Here is an 11,346-nt window from a genome sequence, read left to right on the forward strand (position 1 = left end):
CACTCCAATCTAGAATTATAAAGAATTAATTGTTTTTAATGCCTGAGTTATTTGTTGACTACTAACGTCATAATGAGTGGTGAATCTAACAACAGATGGGCCAAATGAAACTGCCTTAATTCCATTTTCAGAGAGTTTATCAATATATTCAGTTGAGCTCATTCTTTTTCCAGATACATCGACCAACACGATGTTTGTGTCGACATTATTTATTACCTCTAGACCAACGACTGCACCTATTCCCTCTGCAAGAACCTTAGCATGATGGTGATCTTCACTTAAACGATCCACCATCTCTGTTAAAGCAATAATCCCAGGAGCCGCTATCGTTCCTACTTGTCGTAAACCACCACCGAGTCGTTTTCTCCACTTGCGAGCTCTTGTAATGAATTCTGAAGAACCTGCGATAAGTGAGCCTATTGGTGCCCCTAACCCTTTAGATAAACAGATTTGAACCGTGTCGGCGTTTTGAGTAAATTCTTTTATTGAGCATTGCTTAGCGACAGCTGCATTAAACAACCTTGCTCCGTCTAAATGAACAGGTATTGCATGCTTTTTTGCTACGTCATACACGGCTTTCATATTCTCCAATGAAACGATTGCACCACCTGCACGGTTATGAGTATTCTCCATGCAGATTAAACCAGTCTCTGGCTCATGTATATCATTTCCACGGATGGCTAACTCAAGTTCATCCGAATTCATTTCCCCTCTTACTCCAGATAATGTCCTTGTCTGAACCCCTGCAAAAGCAGAAATAGCCCCACCTTCATAATAAAAAATATGCGAATCTTGCTCAAGTAATACTTCATTTCCACTTCTACAATGCGTTAACACTGCAATTTGATTACCTTGAGTACCACTTGTCACAAAAAGAGCATCTTCTTTTCCTAATTTACTTGCTGCTAATTCTTCTAGCCTACAAACGGTTGGATCTTCTTTGTATACATCATCCCCTACCTCTGCATTATACATAGCGTCTCTCATAGCCTGAGTCGGTTTTGTAACGGTATCACTTCTTAGATCAATCACTCTCTCACTCCTCATTCATATAAAAAACCTCTAGCATTAGAGGTTTCGTTTACTATTTATTATTATAGAGGACTTATTGAAACAATGTCTTCAATCTAGATCAATAAATTTTGAAAGGTAAGTTATGACTCCTTTTCTTCCTAGAGATTTAATTGCTTCAATCGTTTCAATGACTTGATCCAACTGCCCTTTTTCTTCTAATAAGATAATGACTTTTTGAATGCTGATCTTTTTGTTGGTTTTAGGTGAGATTAATTCATCTTCTTTTAAAATACCAAATTGATCTTCTAGATATTCTGTGAACAACCTCATCATCCCTTTCCGTGTTGTATACCTATCTATTTAAAACCCGATTCTTTTCATTGGTGATGTTGATCTGATCTTAACTTATTAAAGCTTGTCTTCACCACCCCTGTGATAGTTTATTTCTCAAAGAAAAAGAAGATTTTTTCTGCTGCAAATTCCTCTTTTAAAAGTGGGACACATTACATCTTCCAAACATAGGATAACTAAAGCCTCAGAGTCGATTTACTAACATTATTATAGTCGGACGGGCAATCAACTTTTAAGTCATAAAAATATATCAAAAGAAAGGAGGAACACAGTGTTAAAAGAACTCCAACCCCTCATTTTATTTTTCACTCTTTTCTTATTAATAGGTTTCAGCGTAATGAGCTATTTAGGTTATCACATGATTGAGACTAAAACGGAGAGAGTGGTTTTGCTTAAAGAAGAGATCATAGAAAAACACGAAGCAGGAGGCTCTGTTACAAGTGAATTGAGGCAATATACACACGAAATGCAAACGTTAGAGAAGCAGCATCGTTTATTATATACATGGTACTTTAAATACCTTTTTGAATACCCTGAGCTTACACCAATGTATTGGGACAGGCATAACTCAGAGTTATTAATAGGAGAAAGGTAGCTAGTTGATATAAGAGTTGTTTTCTAAGAAGCTTACCAACAACAATGAAGCATCGACTTAGTTAAGACCAGTAAGCTCTATTGCGCCCCTCTACCTTTTATGCATCAAAAAAAGCATTCCATAAATGGCATGCTTGATCGCCTGGCAACGTCCTAGCTCATTCTTTCTCTTCTTCGGGGATGGCTCTGCATACCGCTTTGCTCCACAGCTTTTCACGTAGCTTGATGAAGAGAAAGAACTCGTCTCACAGGGGGAAGCACGAAGTCTCTCTTAGAAGCTTCTTCATGATGAAACCAAGGAGGCAATCAAAGAAGCCGCTGTTCCTTCGGACCAGTAAGCTCTATTGCGCCTTTATACTCTTTATACATCAAAAAAACCATTCCTTATCGGAATGGTTTTAGGTGCCTGGCAACGTCCTACTCTCACAGGGGGAAGCCCCCAACTACCATCGGCGCAAAAGAGCTTAACGACCGTGTTCGGCATGGGAACGGGTGTGACCTCTTTGCTATCGCCACCAGACTATGATTTACTTCAGATGATCTTCACATTTCTTCGTCAGCTTCCTTGTTCAAGTCCTCACGTATGCTTGATACGCTCCGGGCATTCACTTCGTTGCTTTCTCGAACTGTTCGATCCTCTTTGTAAATGTTTGAGAGGGTTCTCTCAAAACTAGATAATGCAAAATAGAAGGGTCAAGAATTGTTTGGATAAGTCCTCGACCGATTAGTATCTGTCAGCTCCACGTGTCACCACGCTTCCACACCAGACCTATCAACCTCATCATCTCTAAGGGGTCTTACTGGATTAACTCCATGGGAAATCTCATCTTGAGGGGGGCTTCATGCTTAGATGCTTTCAGCACTTATCCCGTCCACACGTAGCTACCCAGCGATGCTCCTGGCGGAACAACTGGTACACCAGCGGTGTGTCCATCCCGGTCCTCTCGTACTAAGGACAGCTCCTCTCAAATTTCCTACGCCCGCGACGGATAGGGACCGAACTGTCTCACGACGTTCTGAACCCAGCTCGCGTACCGCTTTAATGGGCGAACAGCCCAACCCTTGGGACCTACTTCAGCCCCAGGATGCGATGAGCCGACATCGAGGTGCCAAACCTCCCCGTCGATGTGGACTCTTGGGGGAGATAAGCCTGTTATCCCCAGGGTAGCTTTTATCCGTTGAGCGATGGCCCTTCCATGCGGAACCACCGGATCACTAAGCCCGACTTTCGTCCCTGCTCGACTTGTAGGTCTCGCAGTCAAGCTCCCTTATGCCTTTGCACTCTTCGAATGATTTCCAACCATTCTGAGGGAACCTTTGGGCGCCTCCGTTACTGTTTAGGAGGCGACCGCCCCAGTCAAACTGCCCACCTGACACTGTCCCTGAACCGGATCACGGTTCGAGGTTAGAATGTCAGCACAGTCAGGGTAGTATCCCACCGACGCCTCCATCGAAGCTGGCGCTCCGACTTCCAAGGCTCCTACCTATCCTGTACAAACTGTACCAACATCCAATATCAAGCTACAGTAAAGCTCCATGGGGTCTTTCCGTCCTGTCGCGGGTAACCTGCATCTTCACAGGTACTATAATTTCACCGGGTCTCTCGTTGAGACAGTATCCAAGTCGTTACACCATTCGTGCGGGTCGGAACTTACCCGACAAGGAATTTCGCTACCTTAGGACCGTTATAGTTACGGCCGCCGTTTACTGGGGCTTCAATTCAGAGCTTCTCCCGTAAGGGATAACCCCTCCTCTTAACCTTCCAGCACCGGGCAGGTGTCAGCCCCTATACTTCGCCTTGCGGCTTCGCAGAGACCTGTGTTTTTGCTAAACAGTCGCTTGGATCTTTTCACTGCGGCTCTCTCGGGCATACACCCTAATAGAGCACCCCTTCTCCCGAAGTTACGGGGTCATTTTGCCGAGTTCCTTAACGAGAGTTCTCCCGAGCGTCTTAGAATTCTCTTCTCGCCTACCTGTGTCGGTTTGCGGTACGGGCACCTCTCACCTCGCTAGAGGCTTTTCTTGGCAGTGTAGGATCAGGAACTTCGGTACTAAATTTCCCTCGCCATCACAACTCAGCCTTCACGAGAAGCGGATTTACCTACTTCTCAGCCTAATTGCTTGGACGCACATATCCATCAGTGCGCTTACCCTACCTTTCTGCGTCCCCCCATTACTCAAACGGTGAGGAGGTGGTACAGGAATTTCAACCTGTTGTCCATCGCCTACGCTTTTCAGCCTCGGCTTAGGTCCCGACTTACCCTGAGCGGACGAGCCTTCCTCAGGAAACCTTGGGCTTTCGACGGAGGGGATTCTCACCCCTCTTTTCGCTACTCATACCGGCATTCTCACTTCTAAGCGCTCCACCAGTCCTCTCGGTCTGACTTCGCAGCACTTAGAACGCTCCCCTACCACTGACACCTAAGGTGTCAATCCATAGCTTCGGTGATACGTTTAGCCCCGGTACATTTTCGGCGCAGAGTCACTCGACCAGTGAGCTATTACGCACTCTTTAAATGGTGGCTGCTTCTAAGCCAACATCCTGGTTGTCTGGGCAACTCCACATCCTTTTCCACTTAACGTATACTTTGGGACCTTAGCTGATGGTCTGGGCTGTTTCCCTCTTGACTACGGATCTTAGCACTCGCAGTCTGACTCCCGAGTAAAAGTTTTTGGCATTCGGAGTTTGACTGAATTCGGTAATCCTGTGGGGACCCCTAGTCCAATCAGTGCTCTACCTCCAAAACTCTCAACCTCGAGGCTAGCCCTAAAGCTATTTCGGGGAGAACCAGCTATTTCCGAGTTCGATTGGCATTTCACCCCTACCCACACCTCATCCCCGCATTTTTCAACATGCGTGGGTTCGGGCCTCCATTCAGTGTTACCTGAACTTCACCCTGGACATGGGTAGATCACACGGTTTCGGGTCTACGACGGCGTACTCATGCGCCCTATTCAGACTCGCTTTCGCTACGGCTCCGCCTTATCAGCTTAACCTTGCACGACATCGTAACTCGCCGGTTCATTCTACAAAAGGCACGCTGTCACCCATTAACGGGCTCCAACTAGTTGTAGGCACACGGTTTCAGGATCTGTTTCACTCCCCTTCCGGGGTGCTTTTCACCTTTCCCTCACGGTACTGGTTCACTATCGGTCACTAGGGAGTATTTAGCCTTGGGAGATGGTCCTCCCGGATTCCGACGGGGTTTCACGTGTCCCGCCGTACTCAGGATCCACTCTGGAGGAAATAGAATTTCGACTACAGGGCTGTTACCTTGTCTCGCGGATCTTTCCAGATCGCTTCGCCTATCCTATTTCTTTGTAACTCCGTATAGAGTGTCCTACAACCCCAAGAGGCAAGCCTCTTGGTTTGGGCTGTTACCGTTTCGCTCGCCGCTACTCAGGTAATCGCATTTGCTTTCTCTTCCTCTGGGTACTTAGATGTTTCAGTTCCCCAGGTCTGCCTCCTCATGCCCTATGTATTCAGGCATGGGTACTATTCCATTACGAATAGTGGGTTCCCCCATTCGGATATCCTCGGATCAAAGCTCACTTACAGCTCCCCGAGGCGTTTCGCCGTTCGTCGCGTCCTTCTTCGGCTCCTAGTGCCAAGGCATTCACCGTGCGCCCTTTCTAACTTAACCAACATTTAAAAAAGGTTGTTGTCGACTTTTTCAAGTTCGACGTGAATTCTCGACATGCTCGTTTGACCTTCTCTTATATAATAAGACCGGTAAACGTACATTTCGTTTCTATTTGCATTATCTAGTTTTCAAAGAACCATTGGTGGAGCCTAGCGGGATCGAACCGCTGACCTCCTGCGTGCAAGGCAGGCGCTCTCCCAGCTGAGCTAAGGCCCCACTAAAATATATATGGTGGGCCTGAGTGGACTCGAACCACCGACCTCACGCTTATCAGGCGTGCGCTCTAACCAGCTGAGCTACAGGCCCCTATCTAAAAAAATGATAGAGTATAGAGAGTATGTTCTCTCAAAACTGAACAAAAGACCAAAGCGTATATGATCGTAAGATCATATATCGACTAGAGTTAAATACTCCATAGAAAGGAGGTGATCCAGCCGCACCTTCCGATACGGCTACCTTGTTACGACTTCACCCCAATCATCTGTCCCACCTTAGGCGGCTGGCTCCAAAAGGTTACCTCACCGACTTCGGGTGTTACAAACTCTCGTGGTGTGACGGGCGGTGTGTACAAGGCCCGGGAACGTATTCACCGCGGCATGCTGATCCGCGATTACTAGCAATTCCGGCTTCATGTAGGCGAGTTGCAGCCTACAATCCGAACTGAGAATGGCTTTATGGGATTCGCTCAACCTCGCGGTTTTGCAGCCCTTTGTACCATCCATTGTAGCACGTGTGTAGCCCAGGTCATAAGGGGCATGATGATTTGACGTCGTCCCCACCTTCCTCCGGTTTGTCACCGGCAGTCACCTTAGAGTGCCCAACTGAATGCTGGCAACTAAGATCAAGGGTTGCGCTCGTTGCGGGACTTAACCCAACATCTCACGACACGAGCTGACGACAACCATGCACCACCTGTCACTTTGTCCCCCGAAGGGGAAAGCCCTATCTCTAGGGTTGTCAAAGGATGTCAAGACCTGGTAAGGTTCTTCGCGTTGCTTCGAATTAAACCACATGCTCCACTGCTTGTGCGGGCCCCCGTCAATTCCTTTGAGTTTCAACCTTGCGGTCGTACTCCCCAGGCGGAGTGCTTAATGTGTTAACTTCGGCACTAAGGGCATCGAAACCCCTAACACCTAGCACTCATCGTTTACGGCGTGGACTACCAGGGTATCTAATCCTGTTTGCTCCCCACGCTTTCGCGCCTCAGCGTCAGTTACAGACCAGAGAGTCGCCTTCGCCACTGGTGTTCCTCCACATATCTACGCATTTCACCGCTACACGTGGAATTCCACTCTCCTCTTCTGTACTCAAGTCTCCCAGTTTCCAATGACCCTCCACGGTTGAGCCGTGGGCTTTCACATCAGACTTAAAAGACCGCCTGCGCGCGCTTTACGCCCAATAATTCCGGACAACGCTTGCCACCTACGTATTACCGCGGCTGCTGGCACGTAGTTAGCCGTGGCTTTCTGGTTAGGTACCGTCAAGGTGCCGCCCTATTCGAACGGCACTTGTTCTTCCCTAACAACAGAGCTTTACGATCCGAAAACCTTCATCACTCACGCGGCGTTGCTCCGTCAGACTTTCGTCCATTGCGGAAGATTCCCTACTGCTGCCTCCCGTAGGAGTCTGGGCCGTGTCTCAGTCCCAGTGTGGCCGATCACCCTCTCAGGTCGGCTACGCATCGTCGCCTTGGTAAGCCATTACCTTACCAACTAGCTAATGCGCCGCGGGCCCATCTATAAGTGATAGCAAGAAGCCATCTTTCACCATCCCTCCATGAGGAGGAACGGGTTATCCGGTATTAGCCCCGGTTTCCCGGAGTTATCCCAGTCTTACAGGTAGGTTGCCCACGTGTTACTCACCCGTCCGCCGCTAACATCAGGGAGCAAGCTCCCATCAGTCCGCTCGACTTGCATGTATTAGGCACGCCGCCAGCGTTCGTCCTGAGCCAGGATCAAACTCTCCATAAAAGTGTTTGATTAAGCTCACTTGCATAAGATACGCTAGCATCTTGTTTAAAAATTGACGAGATATCATGTATCTCTATTTCGCTTGGCTTTTGTTCAGTTTTCAAAGAACTTTTTCGTTCGTCGTTGTTAGCGACTTTATTATCTTATCAAATCAAGATTTTAAAGTCAACAACTTTTTTTGAAATAATTTCTTGTTGCTGTTTGTCTTTCTTGGCAACAGAGATTACTTTACCAGTTTTTTTGACAACCGTCAACACTTTTTATAGATTTTCCACTGTGAATATTCCTACACAAGGATATTCTCTCAAAAGCGTATAGTTTTAAAAAGTAAAAATACGATCAGTTGGGCTCCCAATAATAAATTGTTACTACTTTCTCTTCTATATTAGTGAGGAATCAACTTCTCTCCCCTCTACAGAATTGCTCTTGAAAAAAACATCCCTCTAAGAAGATAACCATAAAGTAACATATGAATACAAATTAAAAAGCACAACCCGATTGGATTGTGCTTTATCGCCTGGCAACGTCCTACTCTCACAGGGGGAAGCCCCCAACTACCATCGGCGCAAAAGAGCTTAACGACCGTGTTCGGCATGGGAACGGGTGTGACCTCTTTGCTATCGCCACCAGACTATTTAATTGAGAGTGGTTCTCTCAAAACTAGATAATGTGTAAACATGTGTCAAGAATAATTTGGATAAGTCCTCGACCGATTAGTATCTGTCAGCTCCACGTGTCGCCACGCTTCCACACCAGACCTATCAACCTCATCATCTCTAAGGGGTCTTACTGGATTAACTCCATGGGAAATCTCATCTTGAGGGGGGCTTCATGCTTAGATGCTTTCAGCACTTATCCCGTCCACACGTAGCTACCCAGCGATGCTCCTGGCGGAACAACTGGTACACCAGCGGTGTGTCCATCCCGGTCCTCTCGTACTAAGGACAGCTCCTCTCAAATTTCCTACGCCCGCGACGGATAGGGACCGAACTGTCTCACGACGTTCTGAACCCAGCTCGCGTACCGCTTTAATGGGCGAACAGCCCAACCCTTGGGACCTACTTCAGCCCCAGGATGCGATGAGCCGACATCGAGGTGCCAAACCTCCCCGTCGATGTGGACTCTTGGGGGAGATAAGCCTGTTATCCCCAGGGTAGCTTTTATCCGTTGAGCGATGGCCCTTCCATGCGGAACCACCGGATCACTAAGCCCGACTTTCGTCCCTGCTCGACTTGTAGGTCTCGCAGTCAAGCTCCCTTATGCCTTTGCACTCTTCGAATGATTTCCAACCATTCTGAGGGAACCTTTGGGCGCCTCCGTTACTGTTTAGGAGGCGACCGCCCCAGTCAAACTGCCCACCTGACACTGTCCCTGAACCGGATCACGGTTCGAGGTTAGAATGTCAGCACAGTCAGGGTAGTATCCCACCGACGCCTCCATCGAAGCTGGCGCTCCGACTTCCAAGGCTCCTACCTATCCTGTACAAACTGTACCAACATCCAATATCAAGCTACAGTAAAGCTCCATGGGGTCTTTCCGTCCTGTCGCGGGTAACCTGCATCTTCACAGGTACTATAATTTCACCGGGTCTCTCGTTGAGACAGTATCCAAGTCGTTACACCATTCGTGCGGGTCGGAACTTACCCGACAAGGAATTTCGCTACCTTAGGACCGTTATAGTTACGGCCGCCGTTTACTGGGGCTTCAATTCAGAGCTTCTCCCGTAAGGGATAACCCCTCCTCTTAACCTTCCAGCACCGGGCAGGTGTCAGCCCCTATACTTCGCCTTGCGGCTTCGCAGAGACCTGTGTTTTTGCTAAACAGTCGCTTGGATCTTTTCACTGCGGCTCTCTCGGGCATACACCCTAATAGAGCACCCCTTCTCCCGAAGTTACGGGGTCATTTTGCCGAGTTCCTTAACGAGAGTTCTCCCGAGCGTCTTAGAATTCTCTTCTCGCCTACCTGTGTCGGTTTGCGGTACGGGCACCTCTCACCTCGCTAGAGGCTTTTCTTGGCAGTGTAGGATCAGGAACTTCGGTACTAAATTTCCCTCGCCATCACAACTCAGCCTTCGCGAGAAGCGGATTTACCTACTTCTCAGCCTAATTGCTTGGACGCACATATCCATCAGTGCGCTTACCCTACCTTTCTGCGTCCCCCCATTACTCAAACGGTGAGGAGGTGGTACAGGAATTTCAACCTGTTGTCCATCGCCTACGCTTTTCAGCCTCGGCTTAGGTCCCGACTTACCCTGAGCGGACGAGCCTTCCTCAGGAAACCTTGGGCTTTCGACGGAGGGGATTCTCACCCCTCTTTTCGCTACTCATACCGGCATTCTCACTTCTAAGCGCTCCACCAGTCCTCTCGGTCTGACTTCGCAGCACTTAGAACGCTCCCCTACCACTGACACCTAAGGTGTCAATCCATAGCTTCGGTGATACGTTTAGCCCCGGTACATTTTCGGCGCAGAGTCACTCGACCAGTGAGCTATTACGCACTCTTTAAATGGTGGCTGCTTCTAAGCCAACATCCTGGTTGTCTGGGCAACTCCACATCCTTTTCCACTTAACGTATACTTTGGGACCTTAGCTGATGGTCTGGGCTGTTTCCCTCTTGACTACGGATCTTAGCACTCGCAGTCTGACTCCCGAGTAAAAGTTTTTGGCATTCGGAGTTTGACTGAATTCGGTAATCCTGTGGGGACCCCTAGTCCAATCAGTGCTCTACCTCCAAAACTCTCAACCTCGAGGCTAGCCCTAAAGCTATTTCGGGGAGAACCAGCTATTTCCGAGTTCGATTGGCATTTCACCCCTACCCACACCTCATCCCCGCATTTTTCAACATGCGTGGGTTCGGGCCTCCATTCAGTGTTACCTGAACTTCACCCTGGACATGGGTAGATCACACGGTTTCGGGTCTACGACGGCGTACTCATGCGCCCTATTCAGACTCGCTTTCGCTACGGCTCCGCCTTATCAGCTTAACCTTGCACGACATCGTAACTCGCCGGTTCATTCTACAAAAGGCACGCTGTCACCCATTAACGGGCTCCAACTAGTTGTAGGCACACGGTTTCAGGATCTGTTTCACTCCCCTTCCGGGGTGCTTTTCACCTTTCCCTCACGGTACTGGTTCACTATCGGTCACTAGGGAGTATTTAGCCTTGGGAGATGGTCCTCCCGGATTCCGACGGGGTTTCACGTGTCCCGCCGTACTCAGGATCCACTCTGGAGGAAATAGAATTTCGACTACAGGGCTGTTACCTTGTCTCGCGGATCTTTCCAGATCGCTTCGCCTATCCTATTTCTTTGTAACTCCGTATAGAGTGTCCTACAACCCCAAGAGGCAAGCCTCTTGGTTTGGGCTGTTACCGTTTCGCTCGCCGCTACTCAGGTAATCGCATTTGCTTTCTCTTCCTCTGGGTACTTAGATGTTTCAGTTCCCCAGGTCTGCCTCCTCATGCCCTATGTATTCAGGCATGGGTACTATTCCATTACGAATAGTGGGTTCCCCCATTCGGATATCCTCGGATCAAAGCTCACTTACAGCTCCCCGAGGCGTTTCGCCGTTCGTCGCGTCCTTCTTCGGCTCCTAGTGCCAAGGCATTCACCGTGCGCCCTTTCTAACTTAACCAACATTTAAAAAAGGTTGTTGAATTCTTGACATGCTCGTTCAATCTTCTCTATTTAAAGAGTCCGATGAACATTTCATGTTTACATTTCATTATCTAGTTTTCAAAGAACCCACTGGAAAGAAAAAAATTCTTCCAAAAC

Annotated in this window: 3 protein-coding genes, 2 tRNA genes and 5 rRNA genes; 1 reads left to right on the forward strand and 9 read right to left on the reverse strand. The window is 48.1% G+C overall.

Annotation, left to right across the window (positions count from 1 at the left end; all coding sequences use genetic code 11):
- Window positions 1–15 precede the first annotated feature (15 nt).
- A complete protein-coding gene (locus tag AB3N04_RS09595; protein WP_368505822.1) occupies window positions 16–1,032 on the reverse strand; it encodes a low specificity L-threonine aldolase in 1,017 nt (338 codons plus the stop codon).
- A 90-nt stretch (window positions 1,033–1,122) separates the two neighbouring features.
- The gene (locus AB3N04_RS09600) at window positions 1,123–1,338 is read right to left on the reverse strand and encodes a hypothetical protein (protein ID WP_368505823.1); all 216 of its coding nucleotides are present in this window, start codon (window positions 1,336–1,338) and stop codon (window positions 1,123–1,125) included.
- 298 nt (window positions 1,339–1,636) lie between these two features.
- On the opposite strand from AB3N04_RS09600, the gene AB3N04_RS09605 reads away from it, so the two are divergent.
- Window positions 1,637–1,960 carry a hypothetical protein gene (locus AB3N04_RS09605; protein ID WP_368505824.1) on the forward strand — a complete coding sequence of 108 codons (324 nt, stop codon included), beginning with the start codon at window positions 1,637–1,639 and terminating at the stop codon, window positions 1,958–1,960.
- A gap of 403 nt (window positions 1,961–2,363) precedes the next feature.
- Here AB3N04_RS09605 and rrf (AB3N04_RS09610) read toward each other — a convergent pair.
- From rrf (AB3N04_RS09610) to AB3N04_RS09640, 7 genes are all read right to left on the reverse strand, one after another.
- A 5S ribosomal RNA gene (rrf, locus tag AB3N04_RS09610) occupies window positions 2,364–2,479 on the reverse strand.
- A 184-nt stretch (window positions 2,480–2,663) separates the two neighbouring features.
- Window positions 2,664–5,603: ribosomal RNA gene (locus AB3N04_RS09615) — 23S ribosomal RNA — on the reverse strand.
- A gap of 140 nt (window positions 5,604–5,743) precedes the next feature.
- Window positions 5,744–5,819: transfer RNA gene (locus AB3N04_RS09620), tRNA-Ala, on the reverse strand.
- Between the two features lie 13 nt (window positions 5,820–5,832).
- Window positions 5,833–5,909 (reverse strand) — tRNA-Ile (locus AB3N04_RS09625).
- Between the two features lie 112 nt (window positions 5,910–6,021).
- A 16S ribosomal RNA gene (locus AB3N04_RS09630) occupies window positions 6,022–7,573 on the reverse strand.
- 515 nt (window positions 7,574–8,088) lie between these two features.
- Window positions 8,089–8,204, reverse strand: a 5S ribosomal RNA gene (gene rrf / locus AB3N04_RS09635).
- Between the two features lie 62 nt (window positions 8,205–8,266).
- Window positions 8,267–11,206: ribosomal RNA gene (locus tag AB3N04_RS09640) — 23S ribosomal RNA — on the reverse strand.
- The 16S, 23S and 5S rRNA genes sit together here with 2 tRNA genes alongside, the layout of an rRNA operon.
- Window positions 11,207–11,346 lie beyond the last annotated feature (140 nt).

It is taken from the genome of Alkalihalophilus sp. As8PL (genome assembly GCF_040939795.1).
Classification (GTDB): domain Bacteria; phylum Bacillota; class Bacilli; order Bacillales; family Bacillaceae_D; genus Alkalihalophilus; species Alkalihalophilus lindianensis.